The sequence below is a fragment of the Aeromonas sp. s3 genome (genome assembly GCF_040907805.1).
GTDB lineage: Bacteria > Pseudomonadota > Gammaproteobacteria > Enterobacterales > Aeromonadaceae > Aeromonas > Aeromonas dhakensis.
Genome location: NZ_JBFOCQ010000017.1, coordinates 39,656 through 62,414, shown reverse-complemented (window position 1 = coordinate 62,414; position 22,759 = coordinate 39,656). Strand labels below are relative to the sequence as shown.

The window sequence follows — 22,759 nt, the reverse complement described above, 5'->3', positions numbered from 1 at the left end:
GGGCCTGCTGGGTCATCCCGAGCGAAGATAAATAACGAGAAGGAAGACGACATGTCTTCCTTCTTTTTTATTGGCTGGCCGGCGCAGTCGTAACCGGGTCTTTTTCGCATTCACATTCAGCCAGCGAGGTTATTTTCGGGCCTGGATCTGACCATCGGCAGCGGGTGAAGCGCGAGGGCTGGCAGCAGTGACAGATGTGCAAGGAGGCGCACATTTTACGGGCCATCCGGAGATTGCCCATCGTCTACACTGCAATGGAGTTTATTAACGGAGTATGCCTTTATGAACATTGCTCGCCGGCTTCAACTCATTGCCCTGCTGGTTATGCTGGCCCTGACCTTTCTCAGCTGGTTCAGCATCAACCGACTCTCTGCTGCCGACACTGATCTCGGCTATGTCACCGACAATACGGTGCCCAGCATCTCCCTCATCAAACAGGTACAAGCCGATTTTTACGCATTGCACGCCTTGATCCAGACCCATGTGCTCAATACCGACAACAGCAAGATGAATCAGATTGAGACGGGCATCGCAGACCTTCGTACTGAAATCCGCTCTCTGTTGCAAAAATACCAAGCCGATATGCTCTCCAATGAAGAGGATCGGCAACTGACGACGGATGATCAGCGCATCATTGAGCAATATTATCAGGAGATAGAAAAGGTCCTGATATTGTCTCGCGATAATAAAAACACCGAGGCCAGAGACTTTATCGCCAGCAATGTCATGCCACTGTTCGAGCAGTTTTCCAAGGCCATAGATAAACATGTGAAATTCAACATGGATTTGGGGGCTGCAGTCAAACTGCAGGGTGAAAAGAACTACGACAATAGCCTCCAGACCATGCTGTTTATTTCTGGCGGTACCGGAATATTGACCCTGGTGCTGTTTATCTGGTTGTTCAGACAGGTCGCCAATCCACTGCGGCTGGCGATGGCGACGCTCTCCGATATTCAGCACAATTTGAACTTTACCTTGCGGGCCAAGGTGGCCCAGCAAGATGAGATTGGCCTGACCCTTTCGGCCGTCAACCGTCTGCTGGACACCTTGCAGCAAACCTTTACCGAGTTTTCAGTGGGCAGCCTGCAGATAAAGAGCACTGCCGAGTCGCTCTCCCAGGCGGCCCATCACCTTGCCTCGTCGGCGAGTCAGGCCAACGACGCCACCAGTCTCATTGCCGCCGGGGTGGAGGAGATGACGGTGAGCATCACGGATATTTCCCAGCGAACCCAGGAGGCCAGCCGCATCACCAATGAATCCGGCAAGCTCGCCAGCGATGGGGGGAGCACGATAGACAGAACGGTGAAAGCCATCAACGAGATCGCAGAGGCCATTCGTCAGGCTTCCAGCGAAGTGTCGGCATTGGGTGATGGCATTTCCCGGATCGGTGGCGTGGTGAACGTGATCAGCGATGTGGCGGGGCAGACCAACTTGCTGGCGTTGAATGCGGCCATTGAAGCCGCGCGAGCCGGTGAACAGGGTCGAGGTTTTGCCGTGGTGGCTGACGAGGTGCGTAAACTGGCGGAGCGGACGGCCCAATCGACCAGGGAGATCTCGGAAACGGTGGAGGCGATTCAACAGGGCTCCCAGCTCACGGTGACCAAGATGGTACAGGTGGAGGAGAAAGTGGCGCAGGGGGTGGCCATGGCCACTGAAAGCGGGGAGATCATTACCCAGATCCGTCATGCTTCCCATCGCGTCATGGATCAGGTCGGGGAGATCACCGTTGCGATTCGCGAACAGAGCTCGGCGGCGGAGTCCATTGCCCATCAGGTGGAGCAGATTGCCCAGGTGGTCCAGCAGACCAGCAGCACGGCGGAAGAGACATCGGCTGCGGCGGAAGAATTGAATGTGACCACCGAGAATATTCACCAGCAGATCTCTCGTTATCGCATCCGGTGATCACCGCGAGTGTCAGCTCCCCGCCACATGGCGGGGATTTTTTTATGGGTCAGAAACCTGAACCCGGTTGCAGCAGGAAGGCGGCCTCTTCCTCTGTGCTCGCGCGGCCCATAATGGTGTTGCGATGGGGGAAGCGGCCAAAACGCTCGACGATCACCTGATGGCGGCGGGCAAAGTCGGCAAAGCCGGCGAAGGTCTCCCGCGCCGGGCCGGCTGCCTGCTCGGCCGCCAGCCCCTCGAACAGGGTCACGCTTCTGGCCTGCTGCTCGCGGGATTCGGCGTGCTCCAGCGGCAGGTAGAAAAAGACCCGCCCCAGCGGTGGCAGCGCCAGATCCGCTCCCAGCGAGAGCCCCTTTAGGCAGAGATCCCGCGCCTTGGCATCCTGGGCAAAGGCGGCGGGAGTGCCGCGATGGATGTTGCGCGGCAGCTGGTCCAGCAGCAGGATCAGGGCCAGCCGGCCCTCGGCCGCCTCGGCCCAGTGGGCGAGCTCGCCGGCGGCGGCTGCCGCGGCCAGGTCACCGAAGCGGCTGGCGAGCAGGGCGTCGGTGGCGCTGTTTTTGCCCCACCAGAGGGGGGCTTGGCGTTTGGCGCGGGTGACGTCGTCACTCTCTTCGCCAAACCAGAATGTGAGCAGCGGTTGCCAGGGTTGCATGGAACACTCCTTGGGCCTGCGGGCACCGGATGAATCAAGGCCAAATGACCCTGATGTGGTTGCTGCCGAACGGGCGGCTTCTGGTTACACTGTGCCATCTTTTCCCGCAATAGGGATCCCCCTTCGGCCGGCATCGCTCTCGACATCGGCAGTTGCCGCCGGTGAACCGTGGGACCCTGACTACCCTGATGAGGATTTTCTGATATGGCCGGAACCAGTTTGTTGGCTCTGCTCGACGATATTGCCAGCGTACTCGATGACGTGGCGCTGATGACCAAGGTCGTGGGCAACAAGGGCGTGGTGTGCCGCGGGAAGCTCTCTTCTACTGACATAAGGATTCTCTGATATGGCCGGAACCAGTTTGTTGGCCCTGATTGACGATATTGCGAGCGTACTCGATGACGTGGCGCTGATGACCAAGGTGGCGGCGAAGAAGACCGCCGGGGTGTTGGGGGACGATCTGGCCCTCAACGCCGAGCAGGTCTCCGGGGTGCGCGCCGAGCGGGAGCTGCCGGTGGTGTGGGCGGTGGCCAAGGGGTCGTTTCGCAACAAGCTTATTCTGGTGCCTGCTGCCATCGCCATCAGCGCCCTGGTGCCCTGGCTCATCACCCCGCTCCTGATGCTGGGGGGCGCCTACCTCTGTTTCGAGGGGGCCGAGAAGCTGGCCCACAAGTTTCTGCCCCATGAGGCGAGCGAGGGGGAGGCGAATACCGCACCCATTCCCGATGATTTGGTTGCCTTCGAGCAGCAGAAGGTGAAGGGGGCCATTCGCACCGATTTCATCCTCTCGGCCGAGATCATCGTCATCGCCCTCGGCACCGTGCAGGGAGCCAGCCTGGCACTGCAACTGTCGGTGGTGGCGGGCATTGCCGTATTGATGACGGTGGGGGTTTACGGCCTGGTGGGGCTCATCGTCAAGCTCGACGACATCGGCCTGCACCTGCTGCAAAAGCCCGATGGTGGCGCCCTGCGCCGGGCGGTGGGGCAGGGGCTGCTGGTGACGGCGCCACGGCTGATGCACCTGCTGGCGCTGGTCGGCACCATCGCCATGTTCATGGTGGGGGGCGGCATCCTGGTGCATGGTTGGCCTTTCGTGCACCACCTGATTGAAGGGGCTGCCGCTGCCGTGGCCACCCTGCCTGCGGTCGGCGCCGCCCTCGCACTGGTGACGCCGACCCTGCTCAACGCCGTGGCCGGCGTGGTGGCCGGGCTGGTGCTGGTGCTGGCCATGACCCTGGTGAGCAAGCTCAAGCCCGCCAAATAGTGCGAGTGGCCTGACTGTCGGTAGGCATTTCCGCGATAGCGGGTCATCCCGTCAGATACTGTCTCGTCTGTTGCCTCGGATGGGGGCTAGGCAAGGGCCTGCCTCCTTTCGTACTATCCGGTTGACACCCGCTCACAGAGGCGGGGTCAACCCACATGGATGCAAACAGACAAGGAACGTCATGAAACCACCCGTTTGGCAGGATGATCACATCTATGCCGCCCCCGACTGCCTGGCGATCGACGCCGACTTCCAGCGTGCCCGTGAGGCCATGAAGCGCCTGCAACCCCTGCTGGATGAACTGCCCAAGACCAACGACATCAATGCCTTGCGCCATCTGCTGCGGGCCATCCGGGCCTGCTGGCGCGAGGTACGCCTGCTGGAGTGGAACTGGCAGACCTACGGCTACAACCGGCTCAGCCGGGACGGGCGCGACGAGGCGGCCCGGCTGCTGCTCTCCCGCGGCCAGCAGTTGCAGGCAAGCCTGGCCCAGCTCTGCAAACCGGTGGCCCTGTTCTGGGTGCGTGCCCCCGAGGAGCAGGTGCGTTCCCTGTTGCAGGATCCCGAGCTGTTCGAGCTCGCCTACGCCATTCGCCACGACCGGCGCCAGCGGGATCAGTGGTTGTCGCTCGAGAGCGAGCAGTTGATCGCGGGGCTGAGCGTGGATGGCCTGCAGGGGTGGGGGGATCTCTACGGTAGCCTGGTCGGAAGGCTCAGGCCGGTGGTGGAGGGGCAGCCCATGGGGCTGGCCCAGGCGGACAACCTGCTGGCTCACCCGCAGCGGTCTCGGCGCGCCGCGGCCTGGCACGCCATCCAGGCGGCCTGGGAGGCGGAGCAGGAGACGGTGGCCGCCATCCTCAACGCCATCAACGGCTGGCGCAACGAGCTGGCTCGCCAGCGCGGCAAGGAACGCAGGTGGGATGCGCTCGATCTCTCCTGCCATCAGGGGCACCTGGAGCGGGCCACCCTGGCGACCCTGATGACGGCGGCCGGCGAGTACAAGGAGCTGGGGCGGCGCGCCCTGCGTGCCATGGCCTGCGCCCAGCAGATCAACGACTTCGCCCCCTGGGATCTCTATGCCCCGGCGCCTGTCGGGGCGAGCAGCCCCATCAGCTTCGAGCAGGCGCTGACCCTGGTGGCCGATGCCTTCGCCGGGTTTGATCCCGAGATGGGGGCGTTTGCCCGCATGATGGCGGCCAATGGCTGGATTGACGCCGCCCCGAGCGAACAGAGGCGCAGCGGCGCCTACAGCACCGAGTATGCCGAGCCGCCCGAGCCGCGGGTGTTTCTCACCTTCGAGGGGACCCTGGACAACGTCATCACGCTCGCTCATGAGTTGGGGCACGCCTGGCACAGCTGGCTGATGCGGGAGTTGCCGTTGGAGCAGCGTGACTACCCCAAGACGCTGGCGGAGACAGCTTCCCTGTTTGCCGAGGCGCTGGTGCGCGATGCCCTGCTGGCGGCCACCGACAACATGGAGCAGCGCCGGGCCATCGCCTGGCTGGACGGGGAGCGGGCCGCCAGCCTGCTGCTCGACGTGCCGGCCCGCTTTACCTTCGAGCGGACCCTGGTGGCGGCGCGGGAGGAGGGCTACGTGGGGGCCGGCCAGCTGCGGCAGATGATGAAATCGGCGCAGCAGCAGTGGTATGGTGACACCCTGAGTCAATATGACGAGCTGTTCTGGGCCAGCAAGGGCCACTTCTCCATCGCCGAGCTCGGGTTCTACAACTACCCCTATCTGTTTGGCTACCTGTTCAGCCTGGGGCTCTATGCCCAGCAGGCGCGGGCGGGGCGCGAGTTCGTCCACGCCTATCGGGAGCTGCTGCGCGACACCGGCCGTATGAGTGCAGAAGAGCTGGTGGAGAAGCACCTGGGGGTCGACATTCGTGAGCCCGCCTTCTGGCAGGAGAGCCTCGATTATGTGGAAGAGGCGGTCGCCCGCCTCGAGCGGCTGGTGTAGGTAGCCCGGCCGTTTTTATCCTGGTGGCGGGCCTGTGGCTCGCCACGCGCATTCAACGGGGCCCGGCCCCGCAACCTGATGACGAGCGTTTGATGCAGCAACGAATCTACCCACAACAGTGGCAAAACCAGCATATCTATCCCGCCCTCGACTGCCCGCAGGTGAGCGCGGATCTCGCCCTGGCGCGCGCCAGTCTGGACGAGCTCGGCCAGTTTATCGAGGGGCTTGGCGCCGCCCGGGCCAATGCGCAGGCGCTGCAGGATTTCCTGCGCGAGGTGCGGCTGCGGACTCGGGACATTCACAACATTGGCTGGAACCTGGCCGTGCTGGCGGCCTGCCGTGGCAGTCAGGATGCCCGCGACGAGCTGGCCAAGCAGCTGGCCTCCCGTGCCCGCGCCCTCAATGCCGATCTGTTCAAGACCCTGGCGCCGGTCGAGGATCTGATGCTGGCCCTGCCGGAACCCGAATTTGAACAGCTGATGGCTGACTCCCTGCTGGGGGAGGAGGCGTACCGGCTGCGCCACGAGCGCCTCTTGCAGGATCAGCGCCTGCCGGTGGAGGCGGAGCAGCTGGTGATCGGCCTTGGCACCGACGGCTTGCACGCCTGGGGCAATCTCTACAACGATCTGGTGGGCAAGATCCGGCTGCTGATCGATGGCCGCGAGATGGGGCTGGCCGAGGCGAGCAACCTGCTCTCCAGCCCGCTGCGGGCCCTGCGCCGGGAAGCGTTCGATGCCATCAGTGCCGGCTGGGAGGGGGAGCAGGAGACGGTGGCCGCCATCTTGAACGCCCTCAATGGCTGGCGGCTTGAGCTTTCGCGCCAGCGCGGCCGCAGCCGCCAGCTCGATGCGCTCGACCTCTCCTGTCACCAGAGCCACATCGAGCGGGCGACCCTGGATACCCTGATGCAGGAGACCTGGCGCGCACGCGGGCTGGGTCAGCGGGCGCTGGGGCTGATGGCCGAGCGCCTCGGCATCGAGGAGCTGGGGCCGGAGGATTTGTTTGCCCCGCCGCCGGCCGCGGTGAGCCGCGAGATCCCGTTCGAGGAGGCGATCGAGATCATCGCCGATGCGTTCTCTTGTTTTGATCCAGAGATGGGGGAATTTGCCCGAATGATGGCCGAAAAGGGGTGGATCGATGCTGCGCCCACCCCCAACCGGCGCACCGGTGCCTACTGCACCAAGTTTGCCGAGCCGGTGGAGCCGCGGGTCTTCATCACCTATGCCGGCACCATGGACAACGTCATCACGCTCGCCCACGAGCTGGGCCACGCCTGGCACAACTGGCTCATTCGCGATCTGCCCATGAGCCAGCGTCGTTACCCCATGACGCTGGCGGAGACCGCCTCCATCTTCGCCGAAACCTTGGTGCGCAGCGCCCTGTTCGAGCAGGCGCAAAGCTCGGAAGAGCAGCAGGCCATCGCCTGGGCCGAAGCCGATGGCGCCGCCACCTTCCTGGTCAACATCCCGGCCCGCTTCGATTTCGAGCGCGCCCTGGTGGCGGAGCGGGCGTCTGGCTATGTCTCGCCGGCCCGGCTCAAGGCGCTGACCGACGAGGCCTGGGGCCGCTGGTACGAGCAGAGTCTGTGCCGCTATCACCCCCTGTTCTGGGCGGCCAAGGCGCACTTCTCCATCGCCGGGTTTGGCTTTTACAACTACCCCTACCTGTTCGGCTATCTGTTCAGCCTCGGCGTCTATCAGCAGCTGATGCATCGCCAGAAGGCGGGAGAACAGAATGTGGCCCAGGCCTACCGCGACCTGCTGCGCGATACCGGCCGCATGAGCGCAGAAGAGCTGGTGGCCAAGCACCTGGGGGAGGACATTCGCGAGCCCGCCTTCTGGCAGGGGAGCCTGGCGCTGGTGGAAGCGGCGGTGGAGCGCTTCGCCCAGACCCGCGGTTAACACTGGCTTGCTGAATGAAACCGCCGGGCAGCCATGCTGTCCGGCGGTTTTTTTATGGGGCGGGTTTGCCTGGTTGCGGCTGAGCGGGCGGGCGCACCGGCCCTACCAGCAGGGGCCTCGGCTGGTGGCGCAGGTCCGGCTGGTAGCCGTTGAAAAAGAGGTTGAGCAGCACCGAGCTGAGGGTGGCCAAGAGGATGCCGCTATGAAACAACGGCTGCAGGGCAGCGGGGAAGTGTTGGAAGAAGGCGCCGGAGACGGTGGGGATCATGCCTATCCCTAAGCTGATGGCGACGATGTAGAGGTTGTGGCGATTGCTGTTGTAGTCGGCCCTGGCCAGGATGCGGATGCCGGTGGCCAGCACCATGCCGAACATGACTATGCCGGCGCCGCCGAGCACGAAGGGGGGAATGGAGGCGACCAGCACCGACATCTTGGGCACCAGGCCGAAGGCGAGCAGGATCCCCCCCGACATGACGCAGACCCAGCGGCTCGACACCCCGGTCACGCTCACCAGCCCGATGTTCTGGGAGAAGGAGGTGTGAGGGAAGCTGTTGAAGATGCCGCCTATGATGGTGCCGATGCCATCCACCCGCAGGCCACGCACTATGTCGCCCCGGCTGGCCGGGTGGCCGACGATGTCGCCGAGCGCCAGAAACATCCCCATCGACTCGATGAAGGTGATCAGCATGATGACGGTGAGGGTGGCGATGGAGATGGGATCGAAGGTGGGCCAGCCGAAGGCGAACGGCACTATGGGAGCGAACCAGGCCGCTTCACTCAGGCCGTCCAGGCTCACTTCCCCCATGGCGATGGCCACCCCGAAGCCGAACAGGATGCCGAGCAGCACCGAGATGTTGCTGAAAAAGCCCTTGGTGAAGCGGGTCACCAGCAGGATGAAGGCCAGCACCAGAAAGCTGGTGCCGATGTAGCGCAGGCTGCCGTACTCGGGGTTGCCCTTGCCCCCCGCCATCCAGTCGATGCCCACCTGCATGATGCTGATGCCGATGGAGGTGATGACCACCCCGGTCACCACGGTGGGGAAGAGCGGCATCAAGCGGCCGATGAGCGGCACCAGCAGGGTGGAGAGGATGCCGGCGGCGATGGTGGCGCCGAAGATGCCGGTGAGCCCCAACGCCGGGTTGGCGCCGATGGCCAGCATGGGCATGACGGCGGCGAAGGTGACCGACATGATGACCGGCAGGCGGATCCCGGCGAAGCGGCCGATGCCGAGGCACTGCAGCAGGGTGACGATGCCGCAGCAGAAGAGATCCGAACTGATGAGATACGATATTTGGTCCTTGGGTAGCCCGAGGCTGCCGCCGATGACCAGCGGCACCGCCACGGCGCCGGCATACATCACCAGCACATGCTGCAGGCCGAGGGTAAAGAGCTGGCCGGGGGGAAGCAGGCGCTCCACTTCGTCGATGGCGCGGCCCTTGGCCGCCCCGGGGGGCTGGGTCTGGTGCATGAACAGATCACTCTTTGCGACCCGGCGGCAAGGGCCGGGCAAGATGGGGCAGGCTGGCTGTCCCGTTCATGGATGTGGTCCGGGTCGCCCTGGATCCGGCCACGCAGACGAAGGTCGCCTTCGCGCTGCATCGCAGGAGGAGTGCAGGATCCGTGCTCGGTTGGCATGAATGTGGGTCTGTTGGCCCTGTCTGTGGGTATTTTTGCAGGCGGGATCACGCTTGCACACGCTGATGGCTGCCAATCGTTTTCCTGCCGGCAGGGGAGGGCTGTCAGATTGGTAGCCCGGTTATCATTTCGGTCGGTCTGGCTCTCAGATTGATAGTCGGCGCTGTGCCGGCCCCGCCGCTCTGGTTTCATCAGCAACAGAGGGCGTGATCCAAAGCAAGAAAGTTGGATGTTTTGGTGGCGCAGGGCCCTGCCGCTGGGGTAGTTTCGATAAAACCGACACAGATCCTGAGGTCTTATCCATGATCATCTATCTGCATGGCTTCGATGCCACCAGCCCCGGCAATCACGAGAAAGTGCTGCAGTTGCAGTTTATCGATGATGATGTACGTTTCGTGCACTACAGCACGGTTCACCCCCGTCATGACATGAGCCACCTGCTCAAGGAAGTGAAGAAGCAGCTCGACATGAGTACCGATCCCAAGCCCCTCATCTGCGGGGTGGGACTGGGTGGCTACTGGAGCGAGCGCATCGGCTTTCTGTGCGGCATCAAGCAGGTGATCTTCAACCCCAACCTGCACCCCGAGATCAACATGCAGGGCAAGATCGACCGGCCGGAAGAGTACGAAGATATCGGCACCAAATGTGTGTCTGAGTTTCGTAGTAAAAATTCAGGAAATTGCCTCTGCATCCTTTCCGTTCAGGATGAAGTGCGCGATAATGGCGAAACTGAGCGTGAATTGAAGAATTATTACAACATCGTGTGGGATGAACGAGAGACGCACAAGTTCAAGAACATCTCTCATCACCTGCAGCAGATGAAGGCTTTCAAAGAAGCCTGATTGATCGTCACGTCATGGATTCAACTATCAAGGGAGCCGATGGCTCCCTTCGCTTTAATGGAACCGAGGTAATTAACCATGACCAATATTGTTGTCGTCGGCGGCGGTGCCGGCGGTCTGGAGCTGGCTACCAGCCTGGGCCGCAAGCTGGGCAAGAAGAACAAGGCCAAGATCACCCTGGTTGATCGCAACCGCACCCACCTGTGGAAACCCCTGTTGCACGAAGTGGCCACCGGCTCCATGGACGCGGGCATCGACGCCCTGAGCTACCAGTCCCACGCCAAGAACCACGGTTTCGACTTCCAGCTGGGTACCCTCACCGACATCAAGCGCGACGAGAAACGCATCGTGCTGGCGAAGATCGTCGACGAGAACGGCGACATCGTGGTCAACGAGCGCGAGCTGCCCTACGACTACCTGGTGATGGCCATCGGTTCCGTCTCCAACGACTTCAACACCAAGGGCATCAAGGATCACTGCATCTTCCTGGACAGCCCCTCCCAGGCGCACCGCTTCCACAACAGCATGATGAACCGCTTCCTGCAGTTCGCCACCGAATACCAGCCGGGCGACAAGGTGAAGATTGCCATCGTCGGCGGCGGCGCCACCGGCGTCGAGCTCTCTGCCGAGCTCTACAATGCGGTGGAGCAGCTCTACGCCTACGGCTTCAAGAACCTGACCACCGACAGCCTCAAGGTGACCCTGGTGGAGGCGGGCCCCCGCATCCTGCCGGCGCTGCCGGAGCGCATCAGTGGCGCCGCCCATCAGGAGCTGGTCAAGCTCGGCGTGGACGTGCGTACCGCCACCATGATCACCGAAGCGACCGCCGATGGTCTGCACACCAAGGATGGCGAGCTGATTGAAGCGGACCTGATGGTGTGGGCGGCCGGTATCAAGGCGCCGGACTTCATGAAGGATATCGCCGGTCTTGAGACCAACCGCATCAACCAGCTGGTGGTGAAAGATACCCTGCAGACCACCCGCGACGAGAACATCTTCGTCATCGGTGACTGCGCCGCCTGCCCGCAGCCGGACGGCAAGTTCGTGCCGCCGCGCGCCCAGTCCGCCCACCAGATGGCGACCCAGGCGTTCAAGAACATCCTGGCCAAGATGAACGGCGGCGAGCTCAAGCCCTACCTCTACCACGACCACGGTTCGCTGGTGTCCCTGAGCCGCTTCTCTACCGTGGGCAGCCTGATGGGGAACCTGATGCGCGGTTCCATGATGGTAGAAGGCTACATCGCCCGTCTGGTCTACATCTCGCTCTACCGGATGCACCAGATCGCCCTGCACGGCTACATCAAGACCGGCCTCATCATGCTGGTGGGCCGCATCAACCGGGTGCTGCGCCCGACCCTGAAGCTGCACTAAGCAGCCTGGGGCAAACGTGGCGGGGCGATAATGGTCCCGCACACCATGAAAAAGGAGAGGCCTTGGCCTCTCCTTTTTTATTGCGGTCGTATCAAGAGGCGTCCACCTGCAGGGTGCGCACCTCGGTGAGGGCGGCGGTGAAGAAGAGCCGCGCCAGTTCCGGATCCCCTTGCCCGGCATCGCGGGCGACGTTGGCAATGTCGCCGCCGAGCAGGGTGATGGTGTTGCCCACTTTGCTCACCCGATCGATGAGGGAGCCAAATTGCTGGGAAAACGCCGTCGTCTGGCCGAGGAAGCCCTGCTGGCGCTGGATCTGCCCCTCAATCTGGTTCACCTGTCCCTCCAGGCTGCTCACCTTGTTCTGGGTCTGCGTCAGGGTGACGGCCAGGGCGATGAGGCCAGGCAGCCCCAGCAGTCCCAGCCCCAGCAGATAGAGTTTTTTCTTGTTGAGGGAGTCCAGCTCCTGCCGGGCGCCGGCCAGGTTGGACTGCAGCCCGGCGATGGTGGCCTGCAGCTCCACGCCGATCCGCTGCAACGCTATGTTGTCCTGCGTGATGCGATCGTTGGCCGCCTGGCTGGCAGTCAGGGTCTGGGCGGTCAGGGTCTGGATGGGGGCTATCTCCTGCTGGACCTGATCGACAAACGCCTTGAGGGCGTCGGGGTTGAAGGGGCCGGTATTGGCCAGCTGCTGGGTCAGTTGCGTTTCCAGGCGGCCAGCAAATGCCAACACCTGCTGCTGCATGGTTTGCACCTGGGGCAGCAGGGCCGCGACCACCTCACCGACGTTCTGCTGGATGTTGACGGCGTTTTGCGGCAGACCGGTGAAGGACTGAATGGTCGCTTCGGCCTGCTGCATGTTGGCAATGGATTGGGAAAGAATGCCGTTGCTCATGGGGTCTCCTTATAAAAGAGGGCGGCCAGGCCGCCCTCCCGGGGGTTAGGCAGCCAGGCGCGCCACGAAGTTGGCGATGGTGTCGGTTTGCGGCACTTGCAGCGGGCTCACGCCGGCCATCTGGGCCTTGATGGTGGTCACGTCGGTGAGCACCGTCTTGACCGTGGTGTCGGCGGCGGTCAGCCAGAGCTGGCGGATGTCGTCGCCGCTGGTGATCCCCTTGTCCAAGTCGGTGATCAGGCTGCCCAGATCGGAGGTGAGGGCGTCCCAGGCGTTGCTCATCTGGGTGGCCGCGGTGACGGCGTTTTGCGCCTGCACCTGCAACCCCTTGTAGCCGTTGCCGATCTGGGTGGCGATCAGCACCTCGCTGTTGAGGTTGCTGCGTTTCTGGTACAGATCCTGGCGGGTACCGAGGGAGTTGTGCAGCACGATGGCGCCAGCCGTGATGCCGCCGGCCCCGGCCACCATCATGGCGACCCCGCCGATGACCACCGGGGTCGAGGTGCCGGCGGTGACGAAGTCCGCCACGGCGCCGATGGCGGTGACGAAGGCGCCGCCAATCACCAGCAGCCCCCCGGCGACGATGCCGGCGATGGCGCCGTCGATGGCCGCGTTCACCTTGTCGATGTCACCGTTGAGCTGGGCGAGTACCCCGTTGTCCCCCTGCACCTTGCTGTTGAGGTTCACCACTATGCCCTGGAAGTTGCTGGAGTCGGTGATGAGGTTGTTGTTGAGATTGACGATCACCAGCCGGGTGTCGGCGGAGAGCCGTTGATACTCGGTGGCCTGCTCCTTGATGACGCTCAGTTGCCTGAGCCATTGCGCCTTGGTGGAGCCGGGCGGCAGCACGGCCGGAATGGCGTTTTGCAGGGCAAAGTAGTTGGAGATGTTGCTGATGTTGGTGATGATCTGCGGCTGGACGGTATTGAGATAGAGGTCGGCGTGCCCCTTCGCCAGATCGAGCCCCTGGTTGATCTGGGTCTGGTTGTCCTTGAGGTTCGGGAACTGGCTGAAGTCCACCGGCACCTGCTGCTTGACGCTGTTGCAGTAGGTCTGGATCTGCAGGGCCTGGGAAGCCTGGTTGGCCATACCCTGGTCCATGGTGATGGTTGTTGCGTTGGTCATTTGGCGTGTCCTTGCGTGGTGGGATTAAGCGTCGGGCAGGATGCCGTTGCCGGCGTAGGCTGCCTTGATGTCGTCAACCTGGCCCGCGAGCAGCAACCAGGACTGGGTGTTGAGCGCCACGGTGCGTCGCAACTGGCGTACGTCGTCGGGGCTGTTGAGGTCGGCTACCACGGGCACCGCCCCTTGGTAGGCATCGGCCACCTTCTGCCAGCCAGCAGGCAGCTGGGTGACGGCATCGGCAACCCGGCTGTAGGTGTCGACAAACAGCTGGTTTTGCGCCTGTACCGACTTGGCCACGCTCAGCAGGGTGTTGGTGGCGGCCAGCGCCTGGTAGGCCTCGGCCAGTTTGTCGGTGTTGGTCTTGAGCTCGCGGGCCGCCAGGCTGGAGCCGGCAATGCCCGATGAGATCGCCTTGAGACCGGAGACCATGTACTGGGTCTGCTGGTCTGTCTGTTTGGCTATCTCCTGCGAGGTGGCGGGTTTGGCCCCCTTGTCGGCAGGTTTCTGTTCCAGCGTCAGCGAGGTGACGATGGCCCGCCCCAACTGGTTGACCCCTTCACCGGCCTTGCCACCCTCATCGACGATGGCCTGGATATTGGCGGCGATCGCCTGGTTGAGGGCGTCAATGATCTCGGTCTGGTGCTTGGCGTCGGCCATCAGATCCTGCTCGAGCTGGGTGATGACGCCATTGAACTGCTCCATCAGGGGGCGCAGGGATCCCCAGGCCACCTGCACGCGGGTATTGAGTGCCTGGGCATTGAGCCGGTAGCTCAGGGCCTGATCGGCGAGGGACGTCAGCTGCTCGGCCAGCCGGGCGCGACCCGCGAGCACGGCGGCGTTTTCTTCCTGGCCAAGCAGGCGATTGAACGCGGCGACCAGGGCGTAGAAGTTGGAGCCGTTGCTCAGCAGGTGGATGAGGCCGGACAGGTTGGTCTGCTGGTAGTAGCGTGCCTGACTCATCATCTGGGCCTGGTAGGCCTCGATTTTGACCGCGAGGGTGGAGTCGATCTCGCTGTTGGCCAATGCCTGCTGCATCAACAACAAGTTCGCATAGGTCTGGTTGAGCAGGGCGGGCGAGGTCGCTGACAGGTAGGCTGCCAGCAGACCCTGATCCCCCAGATCCAGGGTGGCGATCGTGGTCATGACATGGTCTCCATAGCGGTGTCGGCGAGCTGGCTGGCGGGGGAACATACCCCCGGTGCGAGGGTGGGGTGAGGTAGTCGGGTATCCTGCTGCATCATGCTGCTCTCCTCGTGAGAAGTGGGTCTGTCTCCGGTCTATGGCCGGGACAGACTCACCCTAGGGAAAGGCAAAATGGGTCACAACTGATACTTTTGTCACTTGATGTTTGAGCCGGATCGGCTAATGAAAGGGGTTGTCGGAGCAGGCCATATCGGTGGTTCTATGTCGCCTTCCGTCGTTGAATGTGGACAGGTGCCACGTCGTCGACGCGCACGGGATCCGTGCTGGCAGGCTCGCGCCGCCATGCTCCGCCAGGGGCGAACCGGGTCTCCCTGCTTGCCTGCTCCCCCTTCGCTGCTTTAGGCTGTCCCCCAGTTCAATCCACAAGGAAACCCAGATGATCCTCTCAACTACCCCCACCCTGGAAGGCAAGACCATTCGCGAGTACCGCGGCATCGTGGTGGGTGAAGCCATTCTTGGCGCCAACGTGTTCAAGGATCTGTTTGCCGGGATCCGCGACATCATCGGCGGCCGCGCCGGCGCCTATGAGAAAGAGCTGGCCCGGGCCCGGGAAATCGCCTTCGACGAGCTCAGGGAGCGCGCCGCGGCGCTGGGTGCCAATGCGGTGGTCGGCATCGACATCGACTACGAGGTGGTGGGGCAAAGCGGCAGCATGCTGATGGTCAGCATCAGCGGGACCGCCGTGTTGGTCTGACGCTTTGATGCAATAAAAAACCGGCAACCTGTTGCCGGTTTTTTATTGCGGCCTTCCCAGCGGATGGGAGATGCCAGCGCCCTGACATGCACCTGTCCGCCTGCCTGTATTGTGTTGTTCGCATCCGCCATACTCATGACAAGAGGGATCGGGTTGAGGATGCAATCATGTTCCATATTCTGCGCTGGATATTGCTGTGGTGCTGGCTGGGGAGCGCCATGGGGGCCACCATTCAGGCGGTGACGGAGGAGCTCCCCCCATACAACTATCGGGACAAGGACGGCCAGGTGACGGGGCTGTCGGTGGATCTGCTCAAGCGAATGCTGGAGGTCAGCGGCATCGGGCTCGACCGCAAGGGCATCCAGCTCCTGCCCTGGGCGCGGGCCTATCAGATGGCGCAGTATGACCCCAATACCGTCATCTTCAGCATGATAAGGCTGCCCGAGCGCGAGGCGCTCTTTCATTGGGTTGGCCCTATCGGGCCTCGCGTCACCTGGGTGTATCGCCTGGCAAAACGCGACGATGTGGTGGGCCATCAGCTGGCTGACCTGGCCCCCTGGCGGATCGCGGTGGTACGCGACTCGGCGCTGGCCATCGAGCTGGCGGAGAAAGGGCTCAATCTGGTGCTGGTGCACGACGAAGACGACAAGTTTCGCATGCTGCTGCGCGGCAGGGCCGACGTCGCGCCAGCCATGCAGATGGGGGCTGCCTACCACATAGAGACCTTGGGCCACCACTACTCGGAGTTTGTCCCCATGTTTGAGTTTCAGGAGACCAAGTCGTTCTATTTTGCCTTCAGCCGCAACACGGATGCCGTCATTATCGAAGGGTTGCAGGCGGCGCTAGAGCAGATGCACCGCGATGGCTCCTTTGACGAGATAAGCCAGGCATGGGGGCGTCGCTTCTGGGGGCAGCCGGCGGGCAAGTGAGCTGCGCTATCTTCCATGCGGGTCTCGACTTCGTGATCACCAGCCGGGTGGCGTCGGTTACTACCTGATCTGCCATCTTTTCTTGGTGCCTTGATGGCCATCTAATGGCTATTATGAGTCCTTTCTTGTGGCTGCCACGCCCTGAATGGCCAGATATGGAACAGGACCCTTTGCGATGACAACACTCAAGCCGCCGGGGCTCAAGCCCGGCGATACCATCGGCTTTTTCTCCCCCTCCAGTGCGGCCACCGCCTGGGCACCAAACCGTTTTGCCCGTGCCGGGGCGTTTCTGGAAGGGCAGGGCTTCAGACTCAAGGCGGGCAGCCTCACCGGCCAGCGCGATCACTGGCGCTCCGGCTCCATCGCCGCCCGGGCTACCGAGCTCAATGCCCTCATTCGCGATCCGGAGGTGCGCTGCATCATGTCGGTGATTGGCGGCAGCAACTCCAACTCCCTGCTGCCCTACCTCGATTTTGATGCGCTCATGCGCGACCCCAAAATCATCATTGGCTACTCTGACGTGACGGCCCTGCTGCTCGGCATTCATGCCCGTACCGGCCTCGTCACCTTCTACGGGCCGGCGCTGGTGGCCTCTTTTGGCGAGCTCTCGCCGCTGGTGGACGAGACCCTGACGGGCTTTCGCCAGATCTGCCAGGCCGGTGGCGCCGCCGTGCCTCACACAGTGCCGACCCCGGTGCAATGGACCGAGGAGCGGCTTGACTGGGAGCAGCAGAGTCGGGCCAAGCAGTGCCGGCCAAACCGGCTGATCTCGGTGGGCACAGGTCGGGTGCGGGGCCGGCTCATTGGCGGCAACCTCAACACCCTGGCGGGGATCTGGGGCTCCCCCTATATGCCGGCCATCGAGCGAGGTGACATTCTGCTGCTGGAAGACAGCCTCAAGTCGGCTGAGACGGTGGAGCGCTCGTTTGCCCATCTCAAGCTGTGCGGGGTGTTTGATCGCATCGGTGCCCTGGTGCTCGGCAAACACGAGCTGTTCGACAGTCAGGGCAGCGGCCGGCGACCGCTCGACATCCTGCTGGAGGTGGTGGGGGAGCCGACCTTCCCCATTCTGGCGGAGTATGACTGCGCCCACACCCACCCCATGCTGACCCTGCCCCTTGGCATCGAGGCCGAACTGGATCTCGATGCCCAGCGTCTCACCCTGTGCGAGCCCTGGCTCGGCGAGTGCTCCCTCTCCGGCTGCCATAGTCGCATCGGCACATAGACAAAGAGGTCGCCTGGGCGACCTCTTTGTCATCTATTCCGTCGCTACGGGGCTCAAGGCAGGGCGTCGGGCCGGAAGCTGGCGCGGATCTGCGGCACCAGGGGTGAGACGTCGAATCCCTTCTCCTCTCCCAGCACCGGATGAAGCAGGGCCTGATCCGGGAGAGGGGTCATGTCGCCCGTCAGCAGCTGACGGGTGGCCTGGCCCATCTGATAGAGCTGGCGCACCGGGTCGAACTGGGTCGTCAGATTGAGGGCGTCATCGGCGCGGGCAAAGGCCATCATGGGGATCTGGTAGCTGGCATCGCGGGGCGGCTTGTCACCGTGGATGCCCTTGCCGGCCGACATCAGGAACGGCTGGTGATCGCCAAAAGCCACCACCAGGTAGCGTTTGCCTGAGCGATCCAGGCTGGTCAGCAGGTGCTCAAGCGATGCCATGGCATCCACCACGCCGGTGTAGTAGGTGTTGAGCAGCTGGCGATCGGCCTCGCTCTGATCCGGGCAGGCCTTGTCGAGCTGCTGGGCCTGGTAGCGATCCCCGTCGAAGGGGCCGTGCCCCTGCATGGTGACCGCGTAGGCGAACAGCGGCTGCTCATCCTGTTCGCTGCGCTTGAGCAGGTGGTCGATCAACGCATCATCCGAGATATAGAGCCCCTTATGCTCGAGCGTGGTGAAACGGTTGTCGAACCAGCGCTCCTCGTAGCCAAGGGCCGGGATCGCCTTGGCACGGCCCCAGAACTTCTCCACATAGGGGTGGGCAAACAGGGTCCGGTAGCCACTTTGTTTGGCACTCTGCGCCAGACCCGGCACCTGCTCCGAGAGGTAGTAGTAGGGCACCACCCCCTGCTTGAGCAGGCCCACTGGCAGGCCGGTGTTCATCTCGAACTCCGCCAGCACCGTCATGCCGCCGGTGGTGGGGGAGTGGATGGTCTTGTGCCACTGCTGCACGCTGGCCGGCAGGCTCAGGGTGGGCGGGGGCGCGCAGATCTTGCCCTGCCAGCCGAGCCAGAGGGATTCATATTGCAGCACGATCACCAGATCGAAGCGGGGCGGCTGGTTCAGGCTGACGTGGCTGAGCTGGGGGGTGAACTCGTTGATCTGCAAGGGATAACGAAACACGCTGCCGCTTTGCAGCATCTCGTCCACCAGGTTGAACAGATAGAGGCCGGGCCCCGAGCGGATGATGTCCCTGTGGTAGTTGACCGCCCTGTCCACGTAGCGAATGTTGGGCCCCAGCAGCTTGTTGCCGGTCTGGGTGGCAAACACGCACAGCGCAAAGAAGGCGGCGGTGGCGGCGGCGGTACGCAGCACCCAGCGCGACAGGGCGAAGCGCCAGCACAAGAAGAGGGCGAGTGCACCGCCCAGCAGCGGCAGCACAGGGTGCTGCTCCAGCAGGATGCGCAGCAGCGCCATCAGGTTGCCGAGATCGTCCCCCCCGAGCGGTACCCCGTAGATGGCGATCTTCATGAAATTCGCCAACAGACCGATGCCGGAGAGGGCGGTAAACACCAGCCCCATATAGAGGTTGAACCCCGCCAGCGCACAGAGGCTCCAGCCCAGCACCATGCTGCCCCAGGCGAGGTAGTAGTGCTCGGGACGAAAGCCTGACCAGAGCAGAAATTCCCCCAGCTTGAACACCACGAAGCCGTGCAGCAGCACGAAGGTGAGGTTGCCGAGCAGCAGACTGCCGGCGATGCGCCAGCGCAGATTGCGCCTGAGGGTGGGCAGCACCACCTTCAGCACGGCGGCGCTCAGGGCCAGCACCAGCAGCAGGCTGGTACAGAGATAGGTAAGGTTGAAGCCCCGCTCCGGCAGGGTCTGCAGGATCTGGCTGAACTCGCCGCTCTCGGGCCTCTCCTTGAGCAGCAGGCCGATCCGCAGCTGATAGCGGCTGGCCAGGGCGTCGTCGGGGGCGCGCAGGGTGCTGTTGAGATCCAGGGTGCAGCGCCCCTTGCGGCACTGCTGGCGCTTGTCCACCGGCTGGCTCAGCTGATCGATGCGCTCGCCCCTGTCGTTGAGCAGCTCCACCCTGACCTTGTCTCCCTCCTGCAGCGGCCCCCGTAGTTGCCACTGGCTGCGTACCACCAGATAGAGGCCGCGGCTGTCGCTCTTGTAGAGCAGGGCATGGCGGGTGAGGGTGGCGATGGGGTTGTCCGCCGGCCCCAGCACCAGCGGCTGGACCCGGCCGAGCCAGCTGGCGGGATTGATCTGCGGCAGCAACAGGGTGAGCAACAGCAGCGCGGCCAGCATGCCCAGCAGCAGGGCGGGGAGACCGGAGACCCTGGCTGGCAAGCGCGCTGAAGTGGGGGCTTTCATATGGGCTCATCCTTTGAGCGAGTGACGGTGATGCATGGCTGCTGCATTTAATTTGACCCGATGGTGATGGGCTTGTTCCTTGTTGTCAATTTAATGACCAAACAATGAAGGTTGCGTGACAGTGGATCCATGCAAACTGTGATCCCGATCCGGGGGGCACACTCATTCTGTGATGAAAGCGTCATCATGACGCTTTGCCGCTGGTCTGCTCCAGCCTTGCTGCTTAGTCTCTCAATATGGATGGAGGTACATGTATGAATCCCAAAGTAGCGGCACGTCAGGCAAGGTTGCTCCGCATGCTGGAGAGCAAGGAGGAGATCCGGATCGGGCGCGAGCAGGACTGTCCCCTCTCGGTGGCCCAGCTGGTGCGCCTCAAGGAGGATCATCCGGCCGTGCTCAAGGTCTATCGTCACGGTCTCACCGCCGAGGTGTTCCACCTCAAGGTGGAGGGACATCACTGGTGCCTGAAGCGGCGCCGGCACGACTCCCTGGTGGCCAACGTGGACGGCAGAACCGCCTTCCTGACCGAGCTGGAGCGCCGCCGGGAGATAGAGGCCCTGCGGGAGTTGCACCCCACCATCCTGGCCAACGTGGTCTGCACCAGCTTTGGCTCGGCCCGGGCTGGGGTGCTGGTCTCCCCCTGGCTGCGGGGCGTGCCGGTGCATGATCTCAACGAGCGCAACCTGGCGCAGATGCTGGCGGTGCAGGCGGAGCTGGCCCACTGGGGCTGGTTCGACTGGGATCCGAGCCCCGGCAACCTGCTGGATGACGGTCAGCAGATCAGCGTGTTCGACTTTGGCTACATGTGGCCCTTCGATCCCCGCCATGAATTCAACTCCAACGGCCTCACCGATCCCGGTTTTCACGTACCGGAACGGCTGGAGACCCGCACCCTCTCTGGCCTGTGGCTAGACGAGCCGGATCCGCTGCCACAGTTTCGCTACTGGCGCGGCCTGTGCGTCAATTGGGCGCAGCGGGAGCTGCAGCACCTGACTCGGGAGGGGGCGAGTGCGCCGGTGCTGGCCCGCTTGCAAGGGCTCTTGGGCGAGTGGCGCTCGGCGCTGGCCAGCGAAGAGGCGCTCGCCGCCAACTGGTGGCGCGACATGTATCGCAGCCACCGGCTCGACATTGCCGACGATCTCAGCGGCAAGAGCTGTGGCCCGCTCACCCTGCGCCGACTCGACTGGCTGGAGCAGGCGGTGACCGAACACTACGCCGAACTGGCGGACAACCTGGGTCCCGACGAGGCGGGGCTGGATCAGGGGGCGCTGCTGCGCCGACTGGAAGGGCTGCGCGAGGAGATCCGGGCCAACCTGCTGCCGGCGCTGACTACGGCGGGCTAGGGGCGCTCAACTCTCTCATCCCAAAATCACCCTATATAGAAAGAGGGGCCTGGCGGCCCCTCTGTTGATCCTGGCTAGCTGTCTGCCCCTTAGTCGAGCAGCTCCTGATGGAGGCGGTTGACGATGTGGCCCGCCTCGTCCTCCTTGACCAAAAAGCAGAGGTTGTGGGCGCTGGCGCCGTAACAGATCATGCGAATGTTGTGCTCGCGAATGGCGTCAAAGACCTGACTGCCCACCCCGACCGCCTCGCTCATCCGGTTGCCGATAAGCGCCACCAGCGCCAGCCCTGTCTCCACCTGCACCTTGCACAGCTGGCCGAGCTCCGCCAGCACCTTGTCATTGAGGATGGGTTCGCCGTTGCTTTGGCTGCCAGTGTGATCCAGGGTCAGCGACACGCTCACCTCGGAGGTGGTGATGAGATCCACCGAGATGCGGTGGCGGGCCAGGATGCCGAACACCTCGGCCAGGAAACCGTAGGCGTGGAACATGTTGAGGCTGTGCAGGGTCACCAGCACCTGGTTGCGGCGCAGGGCCACGGCGCGAAACAGCGGATTGGTGCGGGTGCTGGCGCGGATCCAGGTGCCGCCGGCGGCCGGATCCTTGGCAGAGCCGACAAACACCGGGATGTCGCGGCGCACCGCCGGCTGCAAGGTGGCCGGGTGCAGCACCTTGGCGCCGAAGGTGGCCATCTCGGCCGCCTCCACGAAGCTGATTTCGGGGATGGGGCGGGCGCGGGTAACCAGGCGCGGATCCGTGGTGTAGATGCCGGGCACGTCGGTCCAGATCTCGATGGAGCCGGCATCGAGCGCCTCGGCCAGGAGGGCCGCGCTGTAGTCGGAGCCGCCGCGGCCCAGGGTGGTGGTGCGGCCATCGCCGTCGGCACCGATGAAGCCCTGGGTGATGATGAGGCTGTCGCCAAGCAGGGGGCCCAGCGTCTGCTGGCAGAGGTCACGGGTGGCGGCCAGATCCACGCTCGCCTTGCCAAAGCGGCTGTCGGTGCGCAGCAGCTGGCGCACATCCTGCCAGCGGGCTTTGACGCCGCGCTGGCGCAGCAGCTCGGTAAAGAGGCGGGTAGACATCAGCTCGCCGCAGGCGATGAGCCTGTCAGCCAGCTCGGCATCGGTACGCAGATGGGCCTGACGCGCCATGGTGCGGATCTCGTCGAGCTGGTCGTGGATCTGGGCACTCACGTCGCCCGGGTGGCCAAGGTCGGCCAGAATGGCCTGCTGGATCTCGCTCAGTCTGGTCAGTTGCGCCTCCTGGCCCGCCTCGTCCAGATCGCCCTGGGCCAGTGCCACCAGCAGGTTGGTGACGCCGGCGCTGGCGCTCAGCACCACCACCCGGGTGGCCGGGTTGGCCAGCACCACGTCGGCACAGTTGTTCATGGCTGCCGCGTTGGCGACGCTGGTTCCGCCAAACTTGGCGACATTGATCGGGCTCATTGCTTACTCCTGTCTTAATATGAAAATCCGGTTCCATCGGGCAAAAAGAGAGGAGGAGGCTGAA

Annotated in this window: 18 protein-coding genes; 11 read left to right on the top strand and 7 right to left on the bottom strand. The window is 63.5% G+C overall.

All coding sequences use genetic code 11. From position 1 onward, the window contains the following. Positions 1–282: 282 nt before the first annotated feature. Positions 283–1,902, top strand: a complete 1,620-nt coding sequence (locus AB5Y98_RS09060; RefSeq protein WP_368231778.1) for a methyl-accepting chemotaxis protein — start codon at positions 283–285, stop codon at positions 1,900–1,902. Between the two features lie 49 nt (positions 1,903–1,951). On the opposite strand, the gene AB5Y98_RS09055 is transcribed toward AB5Y98_RS09060, so the two are convergent. Further along, complete coding sequence (locus tag AB5Y98_RS09055; RefSeq protein ID WP_368231777.1) at positions 1,952–2,554, bottom strand: DUF924 family protein; 603 nt, start codon at positions 2,552–2,554, stop codon at positions 1,952–1,954. A 204-nt stretch (positions 2,555–2,758) separates the two neighbouring features. Here AB5Y98_RS09055 and AB5Y98_RS09050 point away from each other — a divergent pair, with 204 nt between their 5' ends. The 4 genes from AB5Y98_RS09050 to AB5Y98_RS09035 all read left to right on the top strand — a co-directional run bounded on the left by AB5Y98_RS09050 (position 2,759) and on the right by AB5Y98_RS09035 (position 7,679). Further along, entirely contained in the window at positions 2,759–2,899 is a 141-nt protein-coding gene (locus tag AB5Y98_RS09050; RefSeq protein WP_167385347.1) for a hypothetical protein, read from the top strand. 1 nt (position 2,900) lies between these two features. Next, positions 2,901–3,818, top strand: coding sequence for a DUF808 domain-containing protein (locus tag AB5Y98_RS09045; protein ID WP_206220273.1), 918 nt, complete (start codon positions 2,901–2,903; stop codon positions 3,816–3,818). A gap of 181 nt (positions 3,819–3,999) precedes the next feature. Continuing rightward, positions 4,000–5,778: a M3 family oligoendopeptidase gene (locus AB5Y98_RS09040; RefSeq protein ID WP_368231776.1), complete on the top strand. Its 1,779-nt coding sequence runs from the start codon at positions 4,000–4,002 to the stop codon at positions 5,776–5,778. A 92-nt stretch (positions 5,779–5,870) separates the two neighbouring features. After that, positions 5,871–7,679, top strand: coding sequence for a M3 family oligoendopeptidase (locus AB5Y98_RS09035; protein ID WP_017778850.1), 1,809 nt, complete (start codon positions 5,871–5,873; stop codon positions 7,677–7,679). 52 nt (positions 7,680–7,731) lie between these two features. Here AB5Y98_RS09035 and AB5Y98_RS09030 read toward each other — a convergent pair whose 3' ends face one another. Then, complete coding sequence (locus tag AB5Y98_RS09030; RefSeq protein ID WP_025201534.1) at positions 7,732–9,147, bottom strand: nucleobase:cation symporter-2 family protein; 1,416 nt, start codon at positions 9,145–9,147, stop codon at positions 7,732–7,734. A 469-nt stretch (positions 9,148–9,616) separates the two neighbouring features. Here AB5Y98_RS09030 and ycfP point away from each other — a divergent pair, with 469 nt between their 5' ends. Further along, positions 9,617–10,156, top strand: a complete 540-nt coding sequence (gene ycfP / locus AB5Y98_RS09025) for an alpha/beta hydrolase YcfP (RefSeq protein WP_005302119.1) — start codon at positions 9,617–9,619, stop codon at positions 10,154–10,156. 78 nt (positions 10,157–10,234) lie between these two features. Then, on the top strand, positions 10,235–11,527 hold the full coding sequence (locus AB5Y98_RS09020; protein WP_252604520.1) for an NAD(P)/FAD-dependent oxidoreductase: 1,293 nt from the start codon (positions 10,235–10,237) through the stop codon (positions 11,525–11,527). Between the two features lie 91 nt (positions 11,528–11,618). Here the strand turns inward: AB5Y98_RS09020 and AB5Y98_RS09015 are convergent, their stop codons facing one another. Genes AB5Y98_RS09015 through AB5Y98_RS09005 form a run of 3 tightly spaced genes read right to left on the bottom strand, consistent with a single transcriptional unit; the run spans position 11,619 to position 14,687 of the window. Next, a complete protein-coding gene (locus tag AB5Y98_RS09015) occupies positions 11,619–12,419 on the bottom strand; it encodes a hypothetical protein (protein ID WP_117403229.1) in 801 nt (266 codons plus the stop codon). A gap of 45 nt (positions 12,420–12,464) precedes the next feature. Continuing rightward, positions 12,465–13,544 (bottom strand): HBL/NHE enterotoxin family protein, encoded by a 1,080-nt coding sequence (locus AB5Y98_RS09010; protein WP_005302109.1) that lies wholly within the window; start codon positions 13,542–13,544, stop codon positions 12,465–12,467. A 24-nt stretch (positions 13,545–13,568) separates the two neighbouring features. Continuing rightward, complete coding sequence (locus AB5Y98_RS09005; RefSeq protein ID WP_368231775.1) at positions 13,569–14,687, bottom strand: hypothetical protein; 1,119 nt, start codon at positions 14,685–14,687, stop codon at positions 13,569–13,571. Between the two features lie 436 nt (positions 14,688–15,123). Between AB5Y98_RS09005 and AB5Y98_RS09000 the strand changes: the two genes are divergently transcribed. The 3 genes from AB5Y98_RS09000 (at position 15,124) to AB5Y98_RS08990 (ending at position 17,595) form a co-directional block, all read left to right on the top strand. Beyond that, the gene (locus AB5Y98_RS09000) at positions 15,124–15,441 is read left to right on the top strand and encodes a heavy metal-binding domain-containing protein (protein ID WP_005302101.1); all 318 of its coding nucleotides are present in this window, start codon (positions 15,124–15,126) and stop codon (positions 15,439–15,441) included. 167 nt (positions 15,442–15,608) lie between these two features. Then, a complete protein-coding gene (locus tag AB5Y98_RS08995; RefSeq protein WP_368231774.1) occupies positions 15,609–16,370 on the top strand; it encodes a substrate-binding periplasmic protein in 762 nt (253 codons plus the stop codon). A 175-nt stretch (positions 16,371–16,545) separates the two neighbouring features. Further along, positions 16,546–17,595, top strand: a complete 1,050-nt coding sequence (locus AB5Y98_RS08990; RefSeq protein WP_368231773.1) for a S66 peptidase family protein — start codon at positions 16,546–16,548, stop codon at positions 17,593–17,595. 53 nt (positions 17,596–17,648) lie between these two features. Here the strand turns inward: AB5Y98_RS08990 and AB5Y98_RS08985 are convergent, their stop codons facing one another. Beyond that, the gene (locus tag AB5Y98_RS08985; RefSeq protein WP_368231772.1) at positions 17,649–19,910 is read right to left on the bottom strand and encodes an LTA synthase family protein; all 2,262 of its coding nucleotides are present in this window, start codon (positions 19,908–19,910) and stop codon (positions 17,649–17,651) included. Between the two features lie 254 nt (positions 19,911–20,164). Here AB5Y98_RS08985 and AB5Y98_RS08980 point away from each other — a divergent pair, with 254 nt between their 5' ends. Beyond that, positions 20,165–21,253, top strand: coding sequence for a hypothetical protein (locus AB5Y98_RS08980; protein ID WP_017786786.1), 1,089 nt, complete (start codon positions 20,165–20,167; stop codon positions 21,251–21,253). Positions 21,254–21,342: 89 nt separating this feature from the next. Here AB5Y98_RS08980 and lysC read toward each other — a convergent pair whose 3' ends face one another. After that, complete coding sequence (gene lysC / locus AB5Y98_RS08975) at positions 21,343–22,695, bottom strand: lysine-sensitive aspartokinase 3 (RefSeq protein ID WP_017786787.1); 1,353 nt, start codon at positions 22,693–22,695, stop codon at positions 21,343–21,345. Between the last annotated feature and the right edge of the window lie 64 nt (positions 22,696–22,759).

Excerpts from the sequence above, each read along its gene's own strand:
- AB5Y98_RS08990 (WP_368231773.1), top strand. The coding sequence starts at position 16,546 with ATGACAACACTCAAGCCGCCGGGGCTCAAGCCCGGCGATACCATCGGC.
- AB5Y98_RS09050 (WP_167385347.1), top strand. The coding sequence starts at position 2,759 with ATGGCCGGAACCAGTTTGTTGGCTCTGCTCGACGATATTGCCAGCGTA.
- AB5Y98_RS09060 (WP_368231778.1), top strand. The coding sequence starts at position 283 with ATGAACATTGCTCGCCGGCTTCAACTCATTGCCCTGCTGGTTATGCTG.
- AB5Y98_RS09035 (WP_017778850.1), top strand. The coding sequence starts at position 5,871 with ATGCAGCAACGAATCTACCCACAACAGTGGCAAAACCAGCATATCTAT.
- AB5Y98_RS08985 (WP_368231772.1), bottom strand. The coding sequence starts at position 19,910 with ATGAAAGCCCCCACTTCAGCGCGCTTGCCAGCCAGGGTCTCCGGTCTC.
- AB5Y98_RS09000 (WP_005302101.1), top strand. The coding sequence starts at position 15,124 with ATGATCCTCTCAACTACCCCCACCCTGGAAGGCAAGACCATTCGCGAG.
- AB5Y98_RS09015 (WP_117403229.1), bottom strand. The coding sequence starts at position 12,419 with ATGAGCAACGGCATTCTTTCCCAATCCATTGCCAACATGCAGCAGGCC.
- AB5Y98_RS09030 (WP_025201534.1), bottom strand. The coding sequence starts at position 9,147 with ATGCACCAGACCCAGCCCCCCGGGGCGGCCAAGGGCCGCGCCATCGAC.
- lysC (WP_017786787.1), bottom strand. The coding sequence starts at position 22,695 with ATGAGCCCGATCAATGTCGCCAAGTTTGGCGGAACCAGCGTCGCCAAC.
- AB5Y98_RS09040 (WP_368231776.1), top strand. The coding sequence starts at position 4,000 with ATGAAACCACCCGTTTGGCAGGATGATCACATCTATGCCGCCCCCGAC.
- ycfP (WP_005302119.1), top strand. The coding sequence starts at position 9,617 with ATGATCATCTATCTGCATGGCTTCGATGCCACCAGCCCCGGCAATCAC.
- AB5Y98_RS08980 (WP_017786786.1), top strand. The coding sequence starts at position 20,165 with ATGAATCCCAAAGTAGCGGCACGTCAGGCAAGGTTGCTCCGCATGCTG.
- AB5Y98_RS09055 (WP_368231777.1), bottom strand. The coding sequence starts at position 2,554 with ATGCAACCCTGGCAACCGCTGCTCACATTCTGGTTTGGCGAAGAGAGT.
- AB5Y98_RS09020 (WP_252604520.1), top strand. The coding sequence starts at position 10,235 with ATGACCAATATTGTTGTCGTCGGCGGCGGTGCCGGCGGTCTGGAGCTG.
- AB5Y98_RS08995 (WP_368231774.1), top strand. The coding sequence starts at position 15,609 with ATGTTCCATATTCTGCGCTGGATATTGCTGTGGTGCTGGCTGGGGAGC.
- AB5Y98_RS09010 (WP_005302109.1), bottom strand. The coding sequence starts at position 13,544 with ATGACCAACGCAACAACCATCACCATGGACCAGGGTATGGCCAACCAG.
- AB5Y98_RS09005 (WP_368231775.1), bottom strand. The coding sequence starts at position 14,687 with ATGACCACGATCGCCACCCTGGATCTGGGGGATCAGGGTCTGCTGGCA.
- AB5Y98_RS09045 (WP_206220273.1), top strand. The coding sequence starts at position 2,901 with ATGGCCGGAACCAGTTTGTTGGCCCTGATTGACGATATTGCGAGCGTA.